Here is a 25,377-nt window from a genome sequence, read left to right as displayed (position 1 = left end):
AGGATATTACATTTATCCTAAAAAATTCTTGCTTTTGTAATAATGATGTAATAATATACAACTATAAAATTTTTCGACTATTCTATATTTTGTGATAGCGAAACGTATGTTTCCCTCTGCTTCAGCGGAATGAGAAAGGGGCGTATCATGAGCACACTATTAGAAGTGAATAATTTAAAGACCTATTTTTTCAGAAAGAAACAGCCGATCCCCGCAGTCGACGGGGTTGATTTTCACATTAACAAAGGCGAAACCGTCGCTCTTGTAGGAGAATCCGGCTCGGGCAAAAGCATCACCTCGCTTTCTATTATGGGACTTGTCCAAAGCTCGGGCGGAAAAATTATGGACGGCTCGATTAAGCTAGAAGGCAGGGACCTGGCCTCCTTCACCGAAAACGAATATTGCAAAATCCGCGGAAATGACGTCTCTATGATCTTTCAGGAGCCCATGACTTCCCTGAATCCGGTGCTGACCATCGGCGAACAAATTACCGAAGTGCTTGAATACCATAAAAAAATGAATAAAAGAGAAGCGGCTAAAAAAGCCGTTGAGCTTCTGGAACTCGTCGGATTCTCCAGAGCGGAACAAGTGATGAAAGAATATCCGCACCGTCTTTCCGGAGGGATGAGACAGAGGGTGATGATCGCCATTGCGCTCAGCTGCAATCCGAAGCTTCTGATCGCTGATGAGCCGACGACGGCGCTTGATGTGACGATACAAGCCCAAGTATTGGAGCTGATGAAAGACCTCTGCGAAAAATTCGATACTTCCATTCTGCTGATCACTCACGATTTAGGTGTGGTTTCCGAAGCCGCCGACAGGGTGATCGTTATGTATTGCGGACAAGTCGTAGAGAGTGCGAGTGTGGAGGACTTATTTTTAAACCCTCTTCATCCGTATACCGAAGGGCTGTTAAACTCCATACCGGTGATAGATGGAGAGATTGATACATTAAAAGGGATCAAAGGCAGTGTCCCGACACCGGATAATCTTCCGGAAGGCTGCCGATTCGCCCCGAGGTGTTCAAAAGCGATGGACAAATGCAAAACAGGGCAGCCGGAGCTGATAACGCATGAAAGCGGCCGTTCTGTAAGATGTTTTTTATATGAGGAAGAGGGTGTCCAATCAAAATGACAGCTGCAGACCAAGAAACGATTTTAGAGCTGAAAGACGTAAAAAAATATTTCCCGATCCGCTCCGGTTTTTTTCAAAGGAAAGTCGGTGATATAAAGGCTGTTGACGGCGTTTCTTTTTCACTGAAGCGCGGGGAGACGCTCGGCATCGTCGGTGAATCAGGATGCGGCAAATCAACGGCGGGAAGGACGATGATCCGTTTATACAAGCCGACAGACGGCCGGATTCTTTTTAAGGGTCAGGATATCTCCGGCTTATCTGAAGAAAAGCTGAGAAAAAGCGTCCGCAAAAACATCCAGATGGTCTTCCAAGATCCCTTCGCATCCCTTAACCCAAGGAAAACGCTGCGTTCCATTATTAAAGAGCCGTTCCAGACTCACCATATGTACAGCATGAGCGAGCGGAACGAGCGAGTGGAGGAGCTGCTGGCGAAAGTCGGCCTTCACCCGAGCTTTGCAAACCGCTATCCGCACGAATTTTCCGGAGGCCAGCGCCAGCGGATCGGGATTGCGCGGGCTCTGACGTTGAATCCCGAGCTGATTATTGCGGATGAACCCGTTTCCGCACTCGATGTCTCCATTCAGGCCCAAGTCATCAATTTGATGGAAGAACTGCAGGATGAATTCAACCTGACCTATTTGTTTATTTCTCATGATTTGAGTGTTGTCCGCCATATCAGCGACAGAGTCGGCGTCATGTATCTGGGAAAAATGATGGAGCTGACCGATAAACACGAGCTGTACGGCAATCCGCTTCACCCTTATACGCAAGCGCTTTTGTCTTCAGTGCCCGTCACGAGAAAAAAAGACGCCGTCAAGCGGGAACGAATCATCCTGAAAGGAGAACTGCCAAGCCCGGCAAACCCGCCGAAAGGCTGCGTGTTCCACACGCGGTGCCCGATGGCCAAACCGATCTGCAAGGAACAAATCCCGGCATTTGAAGAAGCCGCTCCCGGCCATTACGTCGCCTGCCATTTATATGCCTGAAATGACAAGCATCGAGAGGGGGTATGCCGGATTACATAACCAGTTTGCTGCATATATATCACAAAGGGGGAATTGATATGAAATTACGTAAAAGCGCACTGATGATGCTAAGTGTTTTTATGGCGCTCGCCATCTTCCTGTCAGCCTGCTCCGGCTCAAAATCCACAAGCACCGAATCCAAACCGGCAGGAAAACCGCAAAAAGGCGGAGATTTGGTTGTCGGGTCAATCGGGGAACCCACACTTTTTAATTCTCTGTATTCTACGGATGACGCAAGTACGGATATTGAAAATATGCTGTACAGCTACTTAACGAAAACGGATGAAAAACTAAATGTGAAATTGTCACTCGCAGAAAGCATTAAAGAATTAGACGGCGGCCTTGCATATGATGTGAAAATTAAAAAAGGCGTTAAGTTTCATGACGGGAAAGAACTGACTGCAGATGACGTCGTATTTACGTACAGCGTCCCTTTAAGCAAAGATTACAAGGGAGAACGCGGCTCAACATATGAAATGCTGAAATCCGTAGAGAAAAAAGGCGATTACGAAGTATTGTTCAAGCTGAAATATAAAGACGGTAATTTTTATAATAATGCGTTAGACAGCACAGCCATTCTGCCGAAGCACATTCTCGGTAATGTTCCGATTGCTGATTTAGAAGAAAATGAGTTTAACAGAAAGAAACCGATCGGTTCAGGACCATTTAAGTTTAAAGAATGGAAGCAGGGCCAATATATTAAACTCGAAGCGAATAATGATTATTTTGCAGGTAGACCGTATTTGGATACTGTAACGTATAAAGTCATTCCCGACGCAAATGCTGCCGTTGCTCAGCTGCAGGCAGGCGATATTAATTTCTTTAATGTGCCCGCCACTGACTACAAAACGGCTGAAAAATTTAATAATCTGAAAGTCGTTACTGATTTGGCCTTACAGTATGTGTACATCGGGTGGAATGAAAAAAATGAATTATTCAAGGATAAAAAGGTCCGTCAGGCGCTGACAACCGCTCTTGACCGCGAGTCAATCGTCAGCCAGGTATTAGACGGAGACGGCAAGGTAGCCTACATTCCAGAATCCCCTTTATCTTGGAACTATCCTAAAGATATAGAAGTTCCGAAATTTGCGTACAACGAGAAAAAAGCGAAACAGATGCTTGCGGAAGCCGGCTGGAAAGATACAAACGGTGACGGCATCCTGGATAAAGACGGAAAGAAATTCTCGTTTACCCTTAAAACGAACCAAGGAAACAAAGTCCGTGAAGACATCGCTGTCGTCGTCCAGGAACAGCTGAAAAAAATCGGCATTGAAGTGAAGACCCAGATCGTTGAATGGAGCGCCCTCGTTGAACAAATGAGCCCTCCGAATTGGGATTTTGATGCAATGGTCATGGGATGGAGTTTATCCACATTCCCGGATCAATATGACATCTTCCATTCAAGCCAGATTAAAAAGGGCTTAAACTACGTTTGGTATAAAAATGCCGAAGCGGATAAACTCATGAAAGATGCAAAATCAATCAGTGACAGAAAGCAGTATTCCAAAGAATATGAGCAGATTTATCAAAAAATTGCGGAAGATCAGCCGTATACGTTCTTGTATTACCCTAACAACCATATGGCAATGCCGCAAAATCTTGAAGGATACAAATACCATCCGAAACGTGATTTATATAATATCGAAAAATGGTGGCTTGCAAAATAATTATCCCTTAAAGGGGAGGGAGAGTGTGTTCTCCCTCTTCTGTTTTTAATAAGGAAAGTAAAGGGGGACAAGTATATGGCTGCATATATTATCAGAAGAACCTTAATGTCTATCCCGATTTTATTGGGAATTACAATTTTATCATTTGTTATTATGAAAGCCGCGCCCGGAGATCCGATGACATTAATGATGGACCCGAAAATCAGCCAGGCTGACAGAGAGCAGTTTATTGAAAAATACGGTTTGAATGATCCTCAGTACGTTCAATATTTAAAGTGGCTCGACAACATGGTGCAGGGGGATTTCGGAACGTCAATTGTCAGAAAAGGAACGCCTGTTTCAGAATTGATTATGGCCCGAATGCCCAATACGCTGCTGCTGATGCTCGTGTCAACGATTTTAGCCCTTATGATTTCTATTCCGTTCGGTGTCCTGTCGGCAAAGCGGCCGTATTCAAAGCTCGATTATGGCATTACATTTACCTCATTTATAGGTCTGGCCATTCCAAACTTTTGGTTTGGATTAATTTTGATTATGATTTTATCAGTAAATCTCGGCTGGTTTCCTACCGGCGGTGTCGAGACGCTGAATGCCGATTTCAATATATTTGACCGGGTTCATCATTTAATTCTGCCTGCGTTCGTATTAGCCACAGCTGATATGGCGGGACTGACGAGATACACAAGATCCAACATGCTTGATGTATTAAATCAGGACTATATCCGTACGGCGAGAGCGAAAGGGTTTAAAGAGAACCGCGTATTATTTAAACACGGATTGAGGAATGCATTATTACCCGTCATTACAATTCTCGGTTTGATGATTCCCTCGTTTATCGGAGGATCTGTCGTTGTCGAACAAATTTTTTCATGGCCGGGGTTAGGAAAGCTGTTTGTTGATTCAGCGTTTCAGCGTGATTATCCCGTCATTATGGCGATGACCGTCATTTCAGCTGTCCTTGTGGTCATCGGCAACCTTGTCGCTGATATTTTATACGCAGTGGTTGATCCGAGAATTGAATATTAAAAGGGGGGACATCGATGGCTGAGCTGAACACATCTCCGTCACAGGAGATCGGGCTGAAAGAAAATATTGCTGAAAAACCGGAAACCATGACAAAAATCTTTTGGGAAAAGTTTTCGAAAATAAACTGGCGGTTGCAGGTGCTGTTATTCTGTTCGTGATTATTATGTCAGCGATTTTTGCGCCGGTGATTGCTCCTTATTCTCAAGAGCAACAAAGCCTGCTTGATAAATTTAAAGCGCCGGGTCTTGAACATTTGATGGGGACGGATAAATTCGGGCGTGACATCTTCAGCCGGATTCTGTACGGCGCGCGAATCTCTTTACTAGTCGGATTTGCCTCTGTTGTCGGCTCTATTTTTATCGGGACGATTTTAGGAGCGGTAGCGGGTTATTTTAAAGGTTTCGCAGATGCTGTTATTATGCGGTTGGTGGATATAGTTCTTTCCATTCCTGATATTTTCTTATTGATTACGCTTGTTACAATCTTTAAGCCAGGCGTGGATAAATTAATTTTAATTTTCTGTCTGACGGGCTGGACGACAACCGCTCGTTTGGTCAGGGGAGAATTTTTATCCCTGCGATCGAGAGAATATGTATTAGCCGCTAAAACAATCGGAACAAAAACACATAAAATTATTTTTTCACATATCCTGCCCAATGCGCTGGGACCGATTATTGTGTCAGCCACTTTAAAAGTCGGATCGGTTATTCTGGCCGAATCGGCGCTAAGTTATCTCGGTTTCGGGATTCAGCCGCCGATCGCAAGCTGGGGCAATATGCTTCAGGATGCACAGAACTTTACGCTTATGATTCAGGCTTGGTGGTATCCGTTATTCCCAGGTTTGTTGATCCTTCTTACCGTATTGTGCTTCAACTTTGTCGGAGACGGGCTGCGTGATGCGCTTGATCCGAAAAATGTAAAATGATCTCCCGGACGGAACGGGAGATTTTTTTGTTGCAATGCAGTCGGAAATCCAGCTCCGTAATACGGAAATCTCATATTGAAATGGAATAATTTATCTATCCCTTGCCTATACTGTGGACAACAGTTTTTATAAAGTGAGGGGTCGAATATGTTATTTCTTCATGATGTATGGGTCAATTGGTTTGAAGGGGAAGAAAACGGCTACAATGTATGCCATTTTCACGAATGGCGGAAGGAAGACACGGTTGAGCTTTTGGATCAGACGCCGCTGCTCAGAGTGCCGTCGGTATTATTTCATTACATAGAAAACGACTTATCAGAGCTTCCGAAAGAGCTGCTTGACCAAGTCCACCAGAAGTCATACGTGCGAAAAAATCACGAGCGGACAAAGCTGGAGTACTGTTTTGTCGTGACAGACGGGATCGGCATCATTGCCGTGGATACGATCGGGTATACCATTCCTGTCAGAAAGAGCCGCCTGATTCCGAGACAGGAGCAGCTTGTTTATGAAATGGTAAAGGATGTAGAACCGGAATCGTTTCAATTTGAGCCGTCGCAATTGGAGTCTTCAAAGGAATATCACATTTTGTCATTGGCGCCGGAGCATGTCAGAGGTCTGACGAGAAAGGAGCGGCAGATCAAGCAGCTGATGTTTATGGCGCTCGACCAGCTGAAAGGGCTGAAAAACCGTGCGGAAATTGTGTATTGGTACACGGAATGGAATCCGCATATGTATGAACAGATCAAACGGATGAGTTTTGAAGAGATCTGGGACATGCTTTACAATGAAACAATTGAAGGCTGGTCGGATAAACATCTTGCGTTCTGTGAAAATTTGATTAAAGGGCAGCCGTTTTTCGAAAAGCTTTGGGAAATGGAACAGGAATCAAAAGTGAACTAAAAAAGAGGCGGGGATTCTCCCGCCTCTTTTTTATCTTCTTTTTCGTCCGAGACCCATGGCGTTTTCCATTTTCTTTACCATTTTGCCGGCCGTTTTGTTTGCGCGCGCCGCCCCTTCGTCGAGAATGCGGTCAAGCTCGTCGCTCTCAATTAATTCACGGTAGCGCTCTTGGATCGGTGTCAATGCGCCGATAACGACTTCGGCTAAATCGCTTTTGAATTCACCGTACCCTTTGCCTTCATATTTAGCTTCTAATTCTTCAATTGATGTGTTTCCTAAAATAGAATAAATCGTCAAAAGATTAGAAACGCCCGGTTTGTTTTCTTTATCATACTTTACAATGCCTTCAGAATCAGTCACGGCGCTCTTGATTTTCTTCTCGAGCTGCTTCGGCTCATCAAGCAGCGTGATGAATGCCTTTTGGTTCGGATCTGATTTGCTCATTTTTTGAGCGGATCAGCCAGTGACATGATGCGCGCGCCTGATTCAGGAATTTTCACCTCAGGAATCGTGAAGATGTCATTGTATTTTTTATTAAAGCGTTCCGCCAGGTTGCGGGTCAGTTCAAGATGCTGTTTTTGGTCTTCTCCGACCGGAACAAGATCCGTTCCGTACAGTAAGATATCGCCGGCCATCAGCGGCGGATAGGTTAACAGTCCGGACACGACGGCTTCTTTGCCCTTTGACTTATCCTTAAATTGCGTCATCCGCTCAAGCTCGCCGATATATGCGACGCATTGGAGCATCCACCCCGCCTGGGCATGAGCGGGAACCTCCGACTGGATAAAGAGGGTCGCTTTCTCGGGATCAAGTCCGACGGCCAGGTAAAGAGCCGCGAGATTGCGGATGTTCTTCCGCAGCTCAAGCCGATCCTGCGGAACCGTAATCGCATGCTGATCGACAATACAGAAGTAGCCGTTGTAGTCATGCTGCAAATCAACAAATTGCTTCATTGCGCCGATGTAGTTGCCGAGGGTAACGGAACCGCTCGGCTGAATGCCTGAAAAAATCGTTTTCTTCATAGTTCTTACCTCATTTCTTAAAACATAATAAAAAAAGCCCATTCTTCCCGTAGAAAAAAGGGACGAATGAACCGTGGTGCCACCCTGATTATTCCATTACAATGGAATCGCTCGAGACGTTGGTAACGGAGGCTGCTCCGGCTGGGCCTACTAACGTTCGGTCAGCTGCTCAGAAGTCCATTCCACATCGCCCGTTACCTGCTCCCAGCACCGCAGACTCTCTTCAAACGGATGAAAATGTGTACTACTCTTCATCATCGCAATCACAACAAATGTATTTGATTGATCTATTATAAATCAATTATAGCCAAATGTCATCAGAGGTACAAGCTTATTTCCAGTTTGCTTAAGGGCTGGAAATCCTCAAAAAGAACAGGAAATGCTTAAATGATAACATATATCAACATTTCGTATAACGAATATTATATGTAAAAAGCAATATGAACTGGAAATTACAATAAAAAATTTAGTTAGGTCATGCTTTAAACTATAGAAGTGTACCACCTTTTTGACAGAAAAACTGACCAAATTTAAATATTTTAAATTGAGAAAATAGTATTGCAATAAATTATTCATTTCATTATAATGAACTTGTTCACTCTATTGTTACAGCTTCTTTACATAAAATAATCAGAAAAGACGGAACACAATTAAAGTTTAGAAAAATATTAAGTTATTTTGTCTGATATTTCTGAGTATTTAGTAGTAAAGGCTGAAAAATTGATTAGGGGGTTAGTGCATGAAAAAGCGTTGGTCTATTGTAGGTTTGATGCTTATCTTCTCGCTTATATTAAGTGCGTGCGGCGGATTCAGCGGCGGACCAGGCGGCGGTAAAAAAGACACCAAAGGACAGACTACACTTAATATCAATATTAAAACCGAGCCGTTTTCACTGCATCCGGGATTAGCGAATGATTCCGTGTCAGGAGGCGTAATTCGCCAGATTTATGAAGGCTTGACACGCGTAAACTCTAAAGGTGAGCCTGAAGAAGGAATGGCATCAAAAATTGAAACAAGCAAAGACGGAAAGACCTATACATTTACGATTCGTGACGGGGCGAAATGGTCTAACGGCGACCCTGTGACGGCGCAGGATTTTGAATATGCATGGAAATGGGCGCTTGACCCGAACAACGAATCACAATACGCTTATCAGCTCTACTACATCAAAGGCGCTGAAGCTGCCAATACAGGAAAAGGCAAGCTTGATGATGTAGGCGTAAAAGCCGTAAATGACAAAACATTAAAGGTTGAACTGAATAACCCGACACCTTATTTCACGCAATTAACTTCATTCTATACGTATATGCCGGTCAACAAGAAAATTGCTGAAAAACATAAAAACTGGAACACAAACGCAGGCGAAAATTACGTGTCAAACGGCCCGTTCAAAATGACGGCCTGGAAACACAGCGGTTCCATCACGCTCGAAAAGAACGATCAATATTGGGATAAAGACTCTGTGAAATTGAAGAAAATCAACATGGTGATGATTATCAATAACAACACCGAACTGAAAAAATTCCAAGCGGGTGAGCTTGACTGGGCAGGGATGCCGCTCGGCCAGCTTCCGACTGAATCTCTGCCGACATTGAAAAAAGACGGATCTCTTCACGTTGAACCGATCGCAGGCGTGTATTGGTACAAATTCAACACAGAAGTGAAACCGCTGAACAATGTGAACATCCGTAAAGCCCTTGCTTATGCGATCGACCGCTCGTCCATCGTGAAAAATGTGACGCAGGGTGAACAAATCCCGGCCATGGCTGCGGTGCCGCCGTCAATGAAGGGATTCGAGGATAACACAAAAGGTTATTTCAAAGACAATGACGTCAAATCAGCTAAAGAATTCTTGGATAAAGGACTGAAGGAATTAGGCGTCAAGAATGCCTCTGACCTCCCGGCGATCAAACTGTCCTTCAATACGGACGATGCGCATGCGAAAATGGCTCAGGCCGTACAGGAAATGTGGAAAAAGAACTTGGGCGTCAAAGTTGAGCTTGATAACTCCGAATGGAATGTGTACATCGACAAGCTGCACAGCCAGGATTACCAAATCGCGCGTATGGGCTGGCTCGCAGATTTCAACGATGCGATCAACTTCCTTGAAATGTTCCGAGATAAAGAAGGCGGAAACAATGATACGGGATGGGAAGATCCTGAGTTTAAAAAGCTGCTGAACCAATCTCAGCTTGAAACGGATCCGGATAAACGTATCGAAGAGCTGAAAAAAGCAGAAAAGATCTTTATTGACGCAATGCCGGTCGCGCCAGTTTATTTCTATACAGATCCTTGGGTACAGGATAAAAACCTCAAAAATGTGATTTTGACAGGAACAGGCGAAGTTTACTTCAGAAACGCTTCTTTTGAATAAAAGACGGTTCTGAGAACAAAAGACCCAAGGTATATGGGGAGGATGTCCCCATATACCTTTCTTACTGATTACGTATAAAATTGTAAAAAACATGGAGGTGTTCACCTTGCTGAAATATATCGGTAAACGATTCATTTACATGATCATCACGTTGTTTGTGATTGTGACCGCCACGTTCTTCTTAATGCAGGCAGCGCCGGGCGGACCATTTTCCGGCGAAAGAAAGCTGCCGCCTGAAATTGAGGCAAACTTAAACGAACACTATGGTCTGGACAAGCCTCTTTTCGTTCAATATGTCAGCTACCTAAAATCTGTGGCGATGTGGGACTTCGGGCCTTCTTTTAAATATAAAGGCCAAAGTGTTAATGATTTAATCAATTCAGGCTTCCCCGTCTCATTCACTCTCGGTGCAGAAGCTATTCTCCTCGCTTTAGCGTTCGGTGTGCTTTTCGGGGTGCTTGCTGCCCTGTACCATAATAAATGGCAGGATTATACCATTGCGATTTTAACGATCTTTGGGATCTCAGTTCCGAGCTTTATATTGGCGACGATTTTGCAATATATTTTCTCAATTAAATTAGAACTGTTCCCGGTCGCAGGGTGGGAATCCTGGGCATACACCTTTCTGCCCTCCATTGCGCTCGCTTCCATGCCGATGGCGTTCATTGCCAGACTCTCCCGTTCAAGCATGATTGAAGTGTTAAACAGCGATTACATACGGACTGCAAAAGCTAAAGGACTTTCCCGTCCGTCAGTCACCGTGCGCCATGCGCTTCGAAACGCGCTTTTGCCGGTCGTGACATATATGGGGCCGATGGCGGCATCCATTTTAACGGGAAGTTTCATCATTGAATCCATTTTCGGAATTCCCGGTTTAGGCGCGCATTTTGTAAACAGCATTACAAACCGTGATTATACGGTCATTATGGGAGTTACCGTGTTCTTCAGCGTGCTCCTGCTTTTATGCGTATTAATTGTAGACGTGCTGTACGGATTAATCGATCCGAGAATCAAGCTTTCTAAAGCAAAGAAAGGAGCCTAGACCATGCAGAACATTCCTAAAAATATGTTTGAACCAGCTTCAGCTAATGCCGGCGATGCCGAAAAAATAAATAAAAAAGCCTTTCCCTCTGGAAAGACGCCATGCTCCGCTTCCGCAGCAATAAGCTTGCGATGGTCGGGTTCGTACTGATCGTTCTTATTATTCTGATGGCGATTTTTGCGCCTGTCTTTTCAAGGTATGATTATGCGACTACCAATTTATTAAATGCGGATAAAGCGCCGTCGAAAGATCATTGGTTCGGCACGGATGACCTTGGAAGGGATATATTCGTCCGGACATGGGTGGGCGCGCGGATTTCCATCTTTATCGGTGTCGCAGCTGCCGTGCTTGATTTATTGATTGGCGTAATCTGGGGCAGCATTTCCGGATTCCGCGGCGGACGCACAGATGAAGTGATGATGCGCATCGCCGACATTCTGTGGGCTGTTCCTTCATTATTAATGGTTATTTTGCTGATGGTTGTCCTGCCGAAAGGATTGCTCACCATTATCGTCGCCATGACGATCACGGGCTGGATCAATATGGCGAGAATCGTCCGCGGACAGGTCCTGCAATTAAAGAATCAGGAGTATGTGCTTGCTTCACAGACACTCGGTGCCAAAACCGGCCGGCTTTTGTTTAAGCATATCGTCCCGAACGCGATGGGCTCTATCCTCGTAACGATGACACTGACGGTTCCGACGGCGATTTTTACAGAAGCGTTTTTAAGTTATTTGGGCCTCGGCGTACCTGCGCCGCTTGCGAGCTGGGGAACGATGGCCTCAGACGGATTGCCTGCATTAACCTATTACCCTTGGCGTCTGTTCTTCCCTGCCGGCTTTATCTGCCTGGCGATGTTCGGCTTTAACGTTGTCGGCGACGGGTTAAGAGACGCGCTGGATCCTAAGTTACGCAAATAAGGAGTGATATGAGTGACACGTTTGCTAGAAGTAAAAGACTTAGCCATTTCATTTAAAACATACGGCGGAGAGGTACAGGCAATCCGCGGGGTGAATTTCCATTTGAATAAAGGAGAGACGCTGGCGATCGTGGGGGAGTCGGGTTCCGGAAAAAGTGTGACCTCCCAAGCGATTATGAAGCTGATCCCGATGCCGCCGGGCTACTTTAAAAGAGGACAGATTCTTTTTGACGGACGCGATATCGTGCCGATGTCCGAAAAAGAAATGCAGACTATAAGAGGAAAGGACATCGGAATGATTTTCCAAGATCCGATGACCTCTCTGAACCCGACGATGAGAGTCGGCAAACAAATTACGGAAGTGCTTTTCAAACATGAAAAAATCTCAAGTGAAGCGGCGAAAAAGCGCGCCATAGAGCTGCTTGATCTCGTCGGAATTCCGATGCCCGAAAAACGGATCGGCCAATTCCCCCATGAATTTTCAGGCGGTATGAGACAGCGTGTCGTCATCGCGATGGCGCTTGCGGCAAATCCGAAACTGTTAATTGCCGATGAACCGACCACAGCGCTTGATGTGACGATTCAGGCACAGATCCTTGAGCTGATGAAAGATCTGCAAAAGAAAATTGATACGTCTATCATTTTTATCACGCATGATCTCGGCGTTGTCGCCAATGTCGCCGACCGGGTCGCCGTCATGTACGCGGGTCAGGTCGTCGAATCGGGCACGGTGGATGAAATCTTTTATGATCCGCGCCATCCGTATACGTGGGGGCTGCTTGCTTCAATGCCCAGTCTGGACAGCACCGATCAGGAAAAACTGACGGCCATCCCGGGCACGCCGCCTGATCTGACGAATCCTCCGAAAGGGGATGCATTTGCGCTCCGCAGTTCATATGCGATGAAAATTGACTTTGAACAGGAACCGCCGATGTATAAAGTGTCTGATACGCATTTTGTGAAATCGTGGCTTCTGCATCCTGATGCGCCTAAGGTCGAGCCGCCTGAAGCGGTGAAGGCTAAAATCCGTCAGCTTCCGAATACGTATCAACATCCTGTTTTAATGAAGGAAGGTGAAAAAATGACTGAGAAACTTCTCGAAATCAAACACTTAAAACAGCATTTTTTCACGCAGAAAGGAACGGTAAAAGCCGTAGATGATTTGTCATTTGATATTTATAAAGGTGAAACGCTCGGCCTTGTCGGCGAATCGGGCTGCGGTAAATCAACGACGGGCCGCAGTATTATCCGGCTGTATGAGGCAACCGGAGGGGAAGTTCTCTTTAACGGGGAAAATGTCCATGGGAAAAAATCCCGCAAGAAGCTGCTGGAGTTTAACCGGAAAATGCAGATGATTTTCCAGGATCCGTACGCATCTTTAAATCCGAGAATGACAGTCGCCGACATTATTGCCGAGGGAATAGATATTCACCGCCTGGCAAAACGAAAAAGAGCGGATGCAGCGGGTTCACGAACTGCTGGAAACGGTCGGTTTAAATAAAGAGCACGCCAACCGCTACCCGCATGAATTTTCGGGCGGACAGCGGCAGCGTATCGGAATCGCCAGAGCGCTGGCGGTTGATCCGGAGTTTATCATCGCGGATGAACCGATTTCGGCGCTTGATGTCTCTATTCAGGCGCAAGTCGTCAATTTAATGAAAGAATTGCAGAAAGAAAAAGGGCTCACTTACCTGTTTATCGCCCATGATTTATCAATGGTTAAATACATCAGCGACCGCATCGGCGTCATGTATTTCGGAAAATTGGTGGAGCTTGCGCCGGCGGATGAGCTTTACGAAAATCCGCTTCACCCATATACGAAATCATTACTGTCCGCTATCCCGCTTCCTGATCCGGACTATGAAAGAAATCGCGTGCGAAAGAAATACGATCCGGCAGTTCATCAGCTCCAAGAAGGAGAAAAAATGGAATTTAGAGAAGTGAAACCGGGACATTTTGTCATGTGCACAGAAGCTGAATTTAAAACCTATCTATAAACGTATCATCCTCCAAGACTCAGTCTTGGAGGATTTTTTTGCGCACATTCAAGTTTATTAAGCCTGCTCCCGTTTTTCTATAATGGAAAAAAAGGGGGAGATCAGTATGAAAACCATTTTGTGCGCCATTTGTGCGGGACTGTTTATCAGTGCAGCCGCTTATCCGGCCCGCGCCGCTGTGAAAGAGGAGCAGCCGCTTGTAAAAATAGCGCTGGCTGAAAAAGAACTGCCGAAATCAAATGCACGGTTCGCTTATCCGTCAGGGCTGCATTTTTCACATCCTGATAAGGTGCGGGGCATTTACGTCACAGGACATTCAGCGGGAGGAAGCAAATTCGGGGAGCTGACAGACTTTGTGGACAAAACGGAGCTCAATACAATGGTGATTGATGTCAAGGACGACAACGGAAACCTCACCTTTAAGCCGGACAGCCATTCTGAATATGCCAAAATCGCCAAGCCGTACATCAAAGACCCAAAAAAGATGATGAAAAAGCTGGAGGAAAAAAGATTTATCCGATCGCGCGTATTGTCGTATTTAAAGACAGCGAACTCGCGAACAAAAAGCCCGAGTGGTCCTTTAAAGAAAAAACGGAAGTGTCTGGAAAAACGGCCGCGGAGAATCGTTCGTCAATCCGTTTATGAAAGAAGTATGGGATTACAATGTAAAGATTGCAAAACAAGCCGTAAAGATGGGGTTTCAAGAAATTCAGTTTGATTATGTCCGTTTTCCTGAAGGATTTGAAAAACGTGATGACGAACTGACATACGGACACGGCGATTACGGAAAAACAGCAGACAGCAATGTGCAAAAACGCGTTCACGCCGTCACCGATTTTGTCGGTTATGCGAAGAAAAACTCAAGCCGTACGGCGCGGATGTGTCGGTTGATATTTTCGGCTATTCAGCCACGCTGCCGGAAGCGCCTGGTATCGGCCAGAATTTCAGCAAAATTTCAGACCAGGTCGATGTCATTTCATCCATGATTTATCCGAGCCATTGGACAAGCTATTTCGGCATTGATAAACCGGATCTTGAGCCTTACAATGTCGTCAAAGAATACGCGAAGGTGGAAAATAAAAGCTGTCTAAGCTGAAACACCGGCCTGTATCGCGCCCGTGGCTTCAGGACTTCACGGCATCATATCTCGGCAGCGGAAATTATCAAAAGTACGGGAAACGCCAGGTGGAAGACCAGGTTAAAGCGCTGCATGATGAAGGAATTGACGAATTTTTATTGTGGGACGCGGCAAACCGTTATACCAAAAACGTCGATTACACACCATTTTAAAAAATTGAAACCATGTTAAGGGATCACACGTCTTAATAGATGTAAGATTGTTTAAACAATCGGAAATGGGGTATATCTAAAAGTGTGAAGACAACGAACCCATAAGGAGCAAATGAATGAACTGGTACGAAAAGCTGAGTGAATATTTTCCGATTGAAGAAATGAAATCAAAAGCGCATATGGAAGCTCTGTTAAAGGAGCAAAGCGATGTTTATCATAAAGAAGAGGGGCAGTACCACGTGCTGATGTATGCGGAATTTGACTCTTTCATCTTTATTGATTACCTGTTTGTGTCAAAGAAATCCAGAGGACAAGGCCTCGGAAGCAAGCTGATCGGCAGACTGAAAAAGAAGAACAAGCCGATTCTGCTTGAGGTGGAGCCTGTTGACGAGGATGACACGGATACACAGAAACGCTTGCGTTTTTATCAAAGAGAGCATTTCAAGCACGCGCAGTCAATCGGGTATCGGCGCCGGTCATTGGCTACGAATGAAGTGAACAAAATGGAGATTCTGTACTGGTCACCTAAGACGGAATCAGAAGAAGAAATATTTGAAGCGATGAAACAGACATATGAAAACATTCACACTTATAAAGATGAAAAATGGTACGGAGAATCATACGAAAAAACGGATGAAGTTCTCAAAGTCATTGATGAGAAAAAACAAAAAACATTTTCGATCAGCTGAGCTAATTGAGAATGGGGAAACATCCGCCAGCCGTAAATTTGCCGGATTGAAACATTTTTTTCTCAGGAGACTGTTCACACTTACTTTTTTATAGTATAATACCTATAAAGATTCCTTTTTTAAAGTCATTTCAATTTGAGAATACAAACATGTTCATCCTACTAATTAGAGGAGTGAAGATTAATGGTTACATTATACACATCACCTAGCTGTACGTCATGCAGAAAAGCAAGAGCTTGGCTTGAAGAGCACGAGATTCCGTTTGTAGAAAGAAACATTTTCTCCGAGCCGTTATCAATTGATGAGATCAAGCAGATTCTGCGTATGACTGAAGACGGTACGGATGAAATTATCTCTACCCGTTCTAAAGTATTCCAGAAACTGAACGTAAATGTTGAATCTATGCCGCTTCAAGACTTATATACTTTGATCAATGAGCATCCGGGACTGCTCCGTCGTCCGATCATCATTGATGAAAAACGTCTGCAAGTCGGCTATAACGAAGATGAAATCAGACGATTCCTGCCAAGAAAAGTGCGTTCTTTCCAATTAAGAGAAGCACAGCGTCTTGCTAACTGATATAAGCTTACGATAAGCATGGAAAAAGCCCAAAACCATCGCGGTTTGGGCTTTTTGTTATTTTTCAGTCTGCTGGTAAATCATACTGGCGAGGATAACAAAAACGACGGTCAAAATCGGCAGCATCATCTGTATCATGCCGTGTTCTGCCATGAAAAATGACAGCTTGCTGTCTCCGGCAATCATTTCACCGCCGGTAAATGCGAGAAGACCGCTCCCGGCATACATCAATAAAGGCATTTTTTCCATGGCGGCATGAACGAGCTTGCTGCCCCAAATAATAATCGGCACCGAGATGAAGAGACCGATCACTACTAGTGTCAGCTCACCGTGAGAAGCGCCGGCTACTGCGATGACATTGTCAAGCGACATAAAGATATCAGCCAGAACGATTGTGCGGATGGCTTTCCAAAGAGAAGAACTGCTTTTCACATGCTGCGCATCTTTCTTCTCAATCAGAAGCTGATAGCCGAGATACAATAAAAATACCCCGCCTGCGCATTGTAAAAAAGGAACATTCAATAAATAGACCGCAGCGCTCGTCAGAACGATTCTCAAGACGACTGCGATAAACGTTCCGAAGATGATCGCTTGCTGTCTTTGTTTATGGGCCAGGTTCCGGCTGGCCATCGCGATGACGACGGCATTGTCACCGCCGAGAATAAGGTCAATCCCGATAATGAGCAGAAGGGACAGCAGGTAATCGTGCGGCATGGTAACACCTCGCTTATAGATCGATTGCTTGTACAGCTAATATATGAAGCAGTGCGCTATTTATGATGGGAACCGGGAGAAAGCCTGTTTTTCAGTGTGAAAATGCTTTTTATTTCTTTTATAACTGTTTTATCATAAAATAGAAATATAAAGAATTTGCGCTGTCTTCTATAAGGTTAAGATGTGGACGGAATGGGTAAAGTGTAGTAAAGTACTATTCATCGGGAGCTTAGATGTCCCTTCAACATCTTATAAAGAAGGGAAGGTTGGCAAAATGGAAATAGAAAGAATTAATGAGCATACTGTAAAATTTTATATGTCTTATGGTGATATTGAAGATCGCGGTTTTGACAGAGAAGAAATCTGGTACAATCGCGAGCGCAGTGAAGAACTGTTCTGGGAAGTCATGGATGAAGTGCATGATGAAGAGGAATTCGCTGTCGAGGGTCCTCTTTGGATTCAGGTTCAGGCATTGGACAAAGGACTGGAAATAATCGTAACAAAAGCCCAGCTTTCCAAGGACGGACAAAAACTCGAACTGCCGATCCCGGAAGATAAAAAACAAGAGCCGGCAGATGAAAATCTCGATGCTTTACTTGATGATTTCCAGAAAGAAGAGCAGGCCGAGAGCCGGGAAGATAAGGAGCAAAAGCTTCAGTTCACTTTGCGGTTCGATGATTTTGAGGATCTCATCTCGCTATCAAAATTGAATCTTAACGGAATCAAAACGACCTTGTATTCGTTTGAAGACCGATATTATTTATATGCAGATTTTTATGAGCAAACTGATGAAGAGGTTGAAAATCAGCTAAGCATCCTGTTGGAGTACGCGCACGAATCATCAGTCAGCATTCACCGTCTTGAAGAATACGGCAAATTGGTGATCGCTGATCATGCGTTATATACAATAAAAAACACTTTGCATCATAACAAACCGATTTCTCTCAGCAGAAATCGGTTTTTTTGTTCTGAATGACAGGATGAACGGCTGAAAACCGTATAACGGCTCTCATCCGCAAACAGGATTATGCCTTCTTCCTGCTGAATACAACAAGATTCAGGAAAGGAGAAGATGCAACATGTTCAGTGCTGTGACTGCCGACGGACGGCTCATTCAGCTGGCCGGAAGCTATTCAAAGGAAAAAGCGGCCGAGCTGAGAAAGAAACGCTGGTTCTGCCCCGTTTGCAAAAGTGAGCTTGATATCAAACTGGGACGGGAGAAACTGCCGCACTTCGCTCATAAAAAAAGCAGGCTGTGTCCCGGGGAATCCGAACCTGAAAGCGAATACCATCTGGAAGGAAAAAGACAGCTTTTTCTCTGGCTGAAGACACAAGGGTGCAGTGTCAGCCTGGAACCGTATCTGACTTCCGCTGGACAGCGGCCTGACTTGACGGCAGAAAGCGGAGAAGAGAGGCTGGCTTTTGAATTTCAATGTGCGAACCTTTCGGCGGACTCTTTAAAGAGCCGGACGGCAGGCCTGAAAAGTGCCGGGTACCGGCCGGTCTGGATCATCGGGGCAAAACGGTTAAAACGGATGGCTGCGCAATTTTTCCGGCTTTCTGCTTTTCACTGGCAGTTCTTTGAAGTCAATTCATTTTCCTCCTTAATGTTTTACTGCCCCGACGTCCGCTCCTTTTACAGGCTGCATTCCATCACTCCGTTTTACACCGGCTATTCTTATGCCGGCTTAACCACAATCCCTCTTCACAAAGCAAACCTGAAAGACATTTGTCATCCGGAAGGGCGGCACAGCGTCAGACTTCCCTCGTGGGGGCGTGCCGTTGCCGGCTTCCGCAACAAAAGCGGGCGGTTTTTATCAGAAGATGCCGGTCTTATCCGGCGTCTTTTTTACGAAAGACATCAGGTTGCATTTCCATTTCTCCCCTCTGAAGTGTTTATTCCCGTTTCAGCGGGCTTTGTGTTTGCAAGTCCCGTTTTTGTGTGGCAGAGCCATTTATACTTGCGGCTTGCGGAACTTTTTGAAAAAGGCGCTCCGATCCGATTATCCGGCATGGTTCATGATTTACGGCAAAAAATCAGGCATAAGGAGATCCGGATGCGGTATGGTTCACAAGACAGCCTTATCGGAATGGCGGTAAAACAATATGCTGATTTCTTATGCTTGCAGGATTTTTTAAGGGAAATTGAGAATGAAGTATATATGCCCTCATCTCAGCAGAAGCGCCCTCAAACGGCAGAAGAGCTGCGCCGGCGGGACCTGCTCTTTTTTGGGGAATGAGAATGCTTCATTTCGTTCACCCTAACGTCAAGGTGGTGGCGAATGTGAGGGGCGTACAAGCATTTTGTTTTCGTTTTTTCACTGTATTATTGGTATGCTCGGTCTTATATGCCGCATATGATTTGACAAAAGGCAGTGAAAAGCCGGAAGATAATCACAACACAAGTTTTTGGAGAAACAATCGTTTTTTCAATTGGCTTGAAGTAAAGAAAACGAGGGGGATCACCATGACTGAGGAAAATAAAGCAGCACAGCTGCCTGACAGAAGTGAAGTAAAGGCAGAGCATACATGGAGACTAGAGGATATTTTTCCTAGTGATGAGGCCTGGAATAAAGAATTTCAAGCAGTTAAAGAATTAATTCCGAATTTATCTTCTTTTAAAGGCACGCTTGCTCATTCGGCTGATAATTTATACGCGGCGCTTACGGCACAGGATGAAGTGACGAACCGCCTTGGGAAACTTTATGCATACGCACATATGCGCTCAGACCAGGATACGGGAAATTCTTTCTACCAAGGGCTGAACGACAAAGCCGCAAGCCTGTATTCTCAGGCTGCCAGCGCGACTGCTTACATTGAACCGGAAATTCTGGCGATTCAGGAGGACAAGCTGCACCAGTTTATTCTGGAAAAAGAGGAGCTTAAGCTTTACTCCCATGCAATTGAAGAAATTACAAAACAGCGTCCGCACGTGCTGAGCGAACAAGAAGAGGCCCTGCTTGCGGAAGCCTCAGAAGCGCTGTCGTCACCTTCCAATACATTCAGCGTTTTAAATAACGCCGATATTACGTTTCCGTCGATTAAGGATGAAAACGGCAAGGAAACTCAAATCACACACGGCAACTTTATTAATTTCCTGGAAAGCAGCAATCGTGAAGTCCGCAAAAACGCATTTGAAGCCGTATATAAAACATACGGACAGTATAAAAACACGATGGCGACTACACTCAGCGGCACTGTGAAAAAAGATAATTTTTACGCCCGTGTGAAAAAATATAAATCAGCACGGGAAGCGGCGTTATCCAATAACAGCATTCCTGAAGAAGTTTACGATAACCTTATCAAAACGATCAATAAACATCTTCCGTTATTACACCGTTACATTGACCTGCGGAAAAAGGTGCTCGGCCTTGATGAAGTCCATATTTATGACCTGTACACACCGCTTGTAAAAGATTCGGGAATGAAGGTCACATATGAGGAAGCGAAAGATTATATGCTCAAAGGACTTGCTCCGCTGGGCGAGGAATACGCGTCTATTTTAAAAGAAGGACTTGAAAACCGCTGGGTCGATGTATACGAAAACAAAGGAAAACGCAGCGGTGCTTATTCGTCCGGTACATACGGCACGAATCCGTACATCTTGATGAACTGGCATGACAATGTCAATAATCTGTTTACGCTCGTTCACGAGTTCGGCCATTCCGTGCACAGCTACTATACGAGAAAATATCAGCCGTATCCGTACGGTAACTACAGCATTTTTGTCGCTGAAGTCGCTTCAACGACTAATGAAGCGCTGCTCGGTGAATATATGCTGAACAGCTTAAAGGATGAAAAACAGCGTCTGTACCTGCTCAACCACATGCTTGAAGGGTTCAGAGGCACAGTGTTCAGACAGACGATGTTCGCTGAATTTGAGCATCTGATTCATACGAAAGCGCAGGAAGGCGAGCCGCTAACGCCTGAACTGCTGAACGAACTTTATTATGATCTGAATAAAAAGTATTTCGGTGACAACATGGTGATTGATAAAGAAATCAGTCTGGAATGGTCAAGAATTCCGCATTTCTATTACAATTATTATGTGTATCAATATGCGACAGGCTACAGTGCGGCCCAAGCGCTGAGCAGCCAGATCTTAAAAGAAGGCAAGCCTGCGGTGGAGCGCTATACCGAATTCTTAAAAGCGGGAAGCTCGGAATATCCGATCGACATACTGAAAAAAGCGGGGGTCGATATGACATCGCCTGAACCGATCGAGGCGGCCTGCAAAATGTTTGAAGAGAAACTGAATGAAATGGAAGAGCTTCTTTCGAAAGTGAACCCTTCGTAATTCAAAAAAGCCTGTGCATTAAATGCGCAGGCTTTTTCTAAAACCCCTTAAACGTTTTTCGGTGATTCAGCCGGTACAGGGCAAACAATATGGACAGAAACAGCAGGGGAGATGTAATGTAAATCGGCAGCATGTGCATCATGGCCAGCAGGTTTAAAAAGAAGAAAAACACAATCATTCCGATGATCAATACGGTGCGGAGCATTGATTTCCCTCCTTGTTTATTGATTGATATATTCTATGAAAACAAGCAGTCAGTTATGTTTTGTGACAAAAATATGAACATTAATCTTATGGCTTGTCAAAACTCGACAAGATTTGATATGATAAGGATGTGAAATTGATCACAAACAAACATTACCCCTTTGTTTGACCGTGAAAAATTTCTCCCATCCCCTTTGTTGTCGTTAAGACATATGAAACCGCGCTTATCCCGGCGCGGTTTCTTTATTTGCACAAAAAAAGCCGGCTCCGTAAGGAATCAGCTTTTTTAATGGTCACAACAGGTGACATCCTCCTGGGTGCCGGCCAGAGATTTCCAAAACAGACCGTGCTTTGCTTCCACTCTGGCGACCTTTTTGGCGAATGCCAGTTTTTTCATTTCTTTTTCAACTTCTTCTAGACTCAAATCATAAACGAGTGCGATTTCTTTCGATGCGACAAACCGGAAATATTCAATGAAACATTCCAAAGGCGGCGTTTCAGAAGGCTTCGGTTCATCCCCGAGCATTTCGAATAGGATCTCTTCGTATACGTCATAAGAATAGTTGCCGGGAACCTTCAGCCCTTCATCATCATGCAGGCTGTTAAAGAACGTCAATGTCGGGTTGACGGTGACGTCCATTTCCGCCGCGATTTTCATATCGCACTGAAGCGCTTTTACCGCGCTTTGCGAATGGAGGTCGCGCTTGAATTCTTCAACATCCAATTTCGTCTTTTCGGCAATTTCTAAAAGAACGTCTTCATCCGTAATATTCTGCTTGGAGACAAACAGGCTTTCCTGCATGCTGCGGAGAAACAGAATGCCCGCTTTTCTTCCCTGCAGTTCGGCCGCTTTTAAAGCGAGTGCGGCAAGGTAGGGCGATGAAAGAGGCTGATCCTGCTCAAGCCAAAGGCTTCCGTCACAGGGCATCCCGGAACGGTTCGCAATTTTTTCCCAAGCTTCGGCAAGAAGGTGTTTTTTCCGCTTTTGCTTATTCAGCGATGTAATGCTCGCGGAAACAATGATCCGCAGGGTGAAAAAACGTCCGTATTTGATTTTTAATTTTTTATGGCGGGCTCCAGCGACCAGCATTCAGGACATAAAGGGTCGACAAACATGTAAATTTCGAGCGGTTTTTTTGGATGTCCGTGGCAATGGGCGAAGTATTGCTCATGCTGATAATTCGTCAATATGATCGATCCTCCGCTTCTGACTGGTTTACCATATGCCTGGCCGTCAGTTCCAGACGCCCGTACAGAAATTCACGAATATCGCCCTCCAGCCCGACCTGATCCATCGCTTTGCTCATACAGCTTAGCCACGCATCAGCCCTCTCGTCCGTAATCGGAAAGGGGAGATGCCTTGCCCTGAGCATGGGATGTCCGTGCTCTTCAGTATAAAGAGGAGGTCCGCCCAAATACTGGGTTAAAAATTGCTTTTGTTTTCTGGCCGTTTCAGTCAAATCACTTGGAAATATCGGCTTCAGCAAGGGATGAGACGAGACACGCTCATAAAAAGTATCAACAAGTTGCGATAGAAGTTCCTCTCCAATCGCTTCATATGGTGCGTTAAACGATTGTCCCATGTTGACTACTCCTTTATATGGCTAATAGGAATCATAATTCCCATTGCGAATTTATCTTTCAGTTTTACTATCTTCAGTTACTGTATATTTTAGCAATAACATTTTATTTCTACAAACAAAGTGCCTTTCTGTCAGGCGCTTGTATTTCATATCATATCACATCGCCTTCATTCATGTGTAAGATTTCACTCCGCAAAAAAACCAGAGGGGGAAGGAAGCCTCTCTGGTTTACGCGTAATACTGCCGGGTTATGTTTTTGACATATTGCTGTGTTTCCTTAAACGGCGGAATGCCTCCGTACCGATCTACGTTGCCGGGGCCTGCGTTGTAGGCGGCTAACGCGAGAGATACATTTCCGTCGTATTTCGTGAGCATCTGCTTTAAGTACTTTGTGCCGCCCTCAGCGTTCTGGACGGGATCAAGCGGGTTTGACACCCCGAGTGATTCTGCCGTGGAAGGCATGAGCTGCATCAGTCCCATTGCCCCCGCACCGCTGACCGCTTTCGGATTAAAGCCTGATTCCTGTTTAATAACCGCGCGGATCAGCTTTTCGTCCACTCCGTATTTTTCGGCCGCTTTCTGAATGGCGCTGTCTATTGAAAAGTTTCCGGTGCTGATATCAGAAGCCGCATTCGGAGACTTTATGCTCGGGGAAACTGCCGCGGTACCGGATGAAACGGGAATTCTCGGTGAATATGAAGCGTGAGCGGTCCGCACACCGTTTAAAATTCCCGATTCCGGCTGCTGCCGTACGGCTGTGTCCGTATACTGGCTGAGCAGCGCGCTGAAATTGGCGAGCGGGCTTTCTGAAGATTGTCCGCCTGAAGCCGTGCTTGTATGAGAGATTGATTGCAGCGCCATTGACTGCAGCTGGAGAAGGGCCGCCCAATTCGTTATATTCACTGTGTCATTCCACCTTTTTTGTTTCTGTTCATAAAAACGCTGGATTTTATTTTTCGTGATCCGCTCTGGGATGCCGAATTGCTTGAGCAATTGTTCAAACGCCCGTTTTCCTTCATCCCAGTCAGCAGCCTCGAATTCCAATTCAAAGTCTTCTTTCTCTAAATATCGGCTGTGATCTAAAATGATTAAGCCTTTTTCTGATTCTTTTTCCGCGCGTGCGGTCGACAGCGTTCCGAAGCAGCAAATGTGTTCTGAACGGATTCCTAGACCGTCCAGCTGCCGTTTGACGGGGCCATCCGGAATCTTGAAGACGTCAAGATCCGGTGCCGCCGCAAGCTGTTGGTGCGTTTCCAGCAGACCGACCGCGGCAGGTTCTTTTAAAGTCAGAACGAACGAGCCGTCTTTTTCTCGGATGCGGAGTGCTGATTTTTTGTTTCAGGGAAAAATCTTTCGTGTCGAAATAATGATTGACCTGCTGTTTAAAATCATGTTCTTTCATGCAGAGTGCTTCACCCAGCTTCAGAAATTCTGATTTTGTCAGCAGGTTTTTGAATTCAATTTCTATTTCTTGGGTCATGACAGTCTTCCTTTCAGGACGAAAAATTGTATAATTCCCATTATCTCTTTAGAGGTTACGTTTATCAATATCGACCTTGATATGATAAAATAGATGCTGTACTTTGTTAAAAAAGGAGAACATTATGCAAAAGAGAATTGAAATCCAGAATGCATCATTAACAGAAGACGCGCTCCGCTTGAAGTGCGGAGAAGACTTAAGCGGAGCGGAACGCAAAGCCTCAGGTCAAATGCTTGTCGATTCCGATCACTTTGCTTTTGTATACATACTTGAATCAGCTGACTCTTTTGAATATGTCATTATAAAAGAACATGTCTGGCCGGATCTGAAAGAAGCCTTAGACCAAGGAAAACCGGCGGTCCTTGAGGCCGGCGGAAAAACGGTTGAACTTTCAGGGCTGCATGAAGAACTCGATTATCTTCTTGAAAATATTAAAGATAATGCAAACTACGGAGATATGGAAGAAAAAGTGAAAAGCGTATTTCTTTAGAACAGGTTCGGAATTGGGGG

Annotated in this window: 14 protein-coding genes, 10 pseudogenes and 1 other annotated feature; of the genes and pseudogenes, 18 read left to right on the top strand and 6 right to left on the bottom strand. The window is 45.0% G+C overall.

Features of this window, described 5'->3' with window-relative positions:
- Positions 1 to 147 precede the first annotated feature (147 nt).
- From D368_RS10595 to D368_RS10570, 6 genes and pseudogenes are all read left to right on the top strand, one after another.
- The gene (locus D368_RS10595; RefSeq protein ID WP_128574785.1) at positions 148 to 1,134 is read left to right on the top strand and encodes an ABC transporter ATP-binding protein; all 987 of its coding nucleotides are present in this window, start codon (positions 148 to 150) and stop codon (positions 1,132 to 1,134) included.
- Positions 1,131 to 2,120, top strand: a complete 990-nt coding sequence (locus D368_RS10590) for an ABC transporter ATP-binding protein (protein WP_025851953.1) — start codon at positions 1,131 to 1,133, stop codon at positions 2,118 to 2,120. Before D368_RS10595 ends, D368_RS10590 begins: the two co-directional genes overlap by 4 nt.
- A gap of 77 nt (positions 2,121 to 2,197) precedes the next feature.
- Complete coding sequence (locus D368_RS10585; RefSeq protein ID WP_101563150.1) at positions 2,198 to 3,826, top strand: peptide-binding protein; 1,629 nt, start codon at positions 2,198 to 2,200, stop codon at positions 3,824 to 3,826.
- A gap of 75 nt (positions 3,827 to 3,901) precedes the next feature.
- Complete coding sequence (gene appB, locus D368_RS10580) at positions 3,902 to 4,852, top strand: oligopeptide ABC transporter permease AppB (protein ID WP_101562892.1); 951 nt, start codon at positions 3,902 to 3,904, stop codon at positions 4,850 to 4,852.
- Positions 4,853 to 4,866: 14 nt separating this feature from the next.
- Positions 4,867 to 5,777: pseudogene (opp4C, locus tag D368_RS10575) on the top strand (oligopeptide ABC transporter permease).
- 147 nt (positions 5,778 to 5,924) lie between these two features.
- Positions 5,925 to 6,677, top strand: a complete 753-nt coding sequence (locus tag D368_RS10570; RefSeq protein ID WP_014304784.1) for a YjbA family protein — start codon at positions 5,925 to 5,927, stop codon at positions 6,675 to 6,677.
- A 30-nt stretch (positions 6,678 to 6,707) separates the two neighbouring features.
- Here D368_RS10570 and trpS read toward each other — a convergent pair.
- Positions 6,708 to 7,699 (bottom strand): annotated as a pseudogene (gene trpS, locus D368_RS10565) (tryptophan--tRNA ligase).
- Between the two features lie 55 nt (positions 7,700 to 7,754).
- Positions 7,755 to 7,966: a binding site (T-box leader), on the bottom strand.
- Between the two features lie 472 nt (positions 7,967 to 8,438).
- Between trpS and D368_RS10560 the strand changes: the two are divergent.
- The 8 genes and pseudogenes from D368_RS10560 to spx all read left to right on the top strand — a co-directional run bounded on the left by D368_RS10560 (position 8,439) and on the right by spx (position 16,589).
- Positions 8,439 to 10,073, top strand: coding sequence for a peptide ABC transporter substrate-binding protein (locus D368_RS10560; protein WP_128574784.1), 1,635 nt, complete (start codon positions 8,439 to 8,441; stop codon positions 10,071 to 10,073).
- A 106-nt stretch (positions 10,074 to 10,179) separates the two neighbouring features.
- Positions 10,180 to 11,115, top strand: a complete 936-nt coding sequence (locus D368_RS10555) for an ABC transporter permease (protein WP_003155043.1) — start codon at positions 10,180 to 10,182, stop codon at positions 11,113 to 11,115.
- A 3-nt stretch (positions 11,116 to 11,118) separates the two neighbouring features.
- A pseudogene (oppC, locus tag D368_RS10550) lies at positions 11,119 to 12,035 on the top strand (oligopeptide ABC transporter permease OppC).
- A 12-nt stretch (positions 12,036 to 12,047) separates the two neighbouring features.
- Positions 12,048 to 13,112, top strand: a pseudogene (locus D368_RS10545) (ABC transporter ATP-binding protein); the annotation flags it as partial.
- A 3-nt stretch (positions 13,113 to 13,115) separates the two neighbouring features.
- A pseudogene (gene oppF / locus D368_RS10540) lies at positions 13,116 to 14,031 on the top strand (oligopeptide ABC transporter ATP-binding protein OppF).
- Between the two features lie 106 nt (positions 14,032 to 14,137).
- A pseudogene (locus D368_RS10535) lies at positions 14,138 to 15,321 on the top strand (putative glycoside hydrolase).
- 116 nt (positions 15,322 to 15,437) lie between these two features.
- Positions 15,438 to 16,015, top strand: a pseudogene (locus D368_RS10530) (GNAT family N-acetyltransferase).
- 178 nt (positions 16,016 to 16,193) lie between these two features.
- A complete protein-coding gene (spx, locus tag D368_RS10525) occupies positions 16,194 to 16,589 on the top strand; it encodes a transcriptional regulator Spx (protein WP_003155034.1) in 396 nt (131 codons plus the stop codon).
- Positions 16,590 to 16,646: 57 nt separating this feature from the next.
- On the opposite strand, the gene D368_RS10520 is transcribed toward spx, so the two are convergent.
- Entirely contained in the window at positions 16,647 to 17,303 is a 657-nt protein-coding gene (locus D368_RS10520) for a TerC family protein (RefSeq protein WP_003155033.1), read from the bottom strand.
- Positions 17,304 to 17,577: 274 nt separating this feature from the next.
- Between D368_RS10520 and mecA the strand changes: the two are divergent.
- From mecA to pepF, 3 genes and pseudogenes are all read left to right on the top strand, one after another.
- Positions 17,578 to 18,233: pseudogene (gene mecA / locus D368_RS10515) on the top strand (adaptor protein MecA).
- A 149-nt stretch (positions 18,234 to 18,382) separates the two neighbouring features.
- A complete protein-coding gene (locus D368_RS10510) occupies positions 18,383 to 19,543 on the top strand; it encodes a competence protein CoiA family protein (protein WP_128574781.1) in 1,161 nt (386 codons plus the stop codon).
- Between the two features lie 227 nt (positions 19,544 to 19,770).
- Entirely contained in the window at positions 19,771 to 21,600 is a 1,830-nt protein-coding gene (pepF, locus tag D368_RS10505) for an oligoendopeptidase F (RefSeq protein ID WP_003155028.1), read from the top strand.
- Between the two features lie 37 nt (positions 21,601 to 21,637).
- On the opposite strand, the gene D368_RS20135 is transcribed toward pepF, so the two are convergent.
- The 4 genes and pseudogenes from D368_RS20135 to D368_RS20130 all read right to left on the bottom strand — a co-directional run bounded on the left by D368_RS20135 (position 21,638) and on the right by D368_RS20130 (position 24,867).
- Positions 21,638 to 21,805, bottom strand: a complete 168-nt coding sequence (locus tag D368_RS20135; protein ID WP_003155026.1) for a hypothetical protein — start codon at positions 21,803 to 21,805, stop codon at positions 21,638 to 21,640.
- 285 nt (positions 21,806 to 22,090) lie between these two features.
- A pseudogene (gene spxH / locus D368_RS10500) lies at positions 22,091 to 22,992 on the bottom strand (protease adaptor protein SpxH).
- The gene (locus tag D368_RS10495) at positions 22,989 to 23,387 is read right to left on the bottom strand and encodes a globin domain-containing protein (RefSeq protein WP_003155023.1); all 399 of its coding nucleotides are present in this window, start codon (positions 23,385 to 23,387) and stop codon (positions 22,989 to 22,991) included. The pseudogene spxH and the gene D368_RS10495 overlap by 4 nt, the downstream one beginning before the upstream one ends.
- 228 nt (positions 23,388 to 23,615) lie before the next feature.
- Positions 23,616 to 24,867: pseudogene (locus D368_RS20130) on the bottom strand (transglycosylase SLT domain-containing protein).
- Positions 24,868 to 24,991: 124 nt separating this feature from the next.
- Here D368_RS20130 and D368_RS10480 point away from each other — a divergent pair.
- Entirely contained in the window at positions 24,992 to 25,357 is a 366-nt protein-coding gene (locus D368_RS10480) for a UPF0738 family protein (RefSeq protein WP_071391992.1), read from the top strand.
- The last annotated feature ends 20 nt before the right edge of the window (positions 25,358 to 25,377 follow it).

The organism is Paenibacillus lentimorbus NRRL B-30488 (genome assembly GCF_000411595.1).
In the GTDB taxonomy this organism is placed as follows: domain Bacteria; phylum Bacillota; class Bacilli; order Bacillales; family Bacillaceae; genus Bacillus; species Bacillus velezensis.
This window is presented reverse-complemented; position numbering and strand designations above follow the sequence as displayed.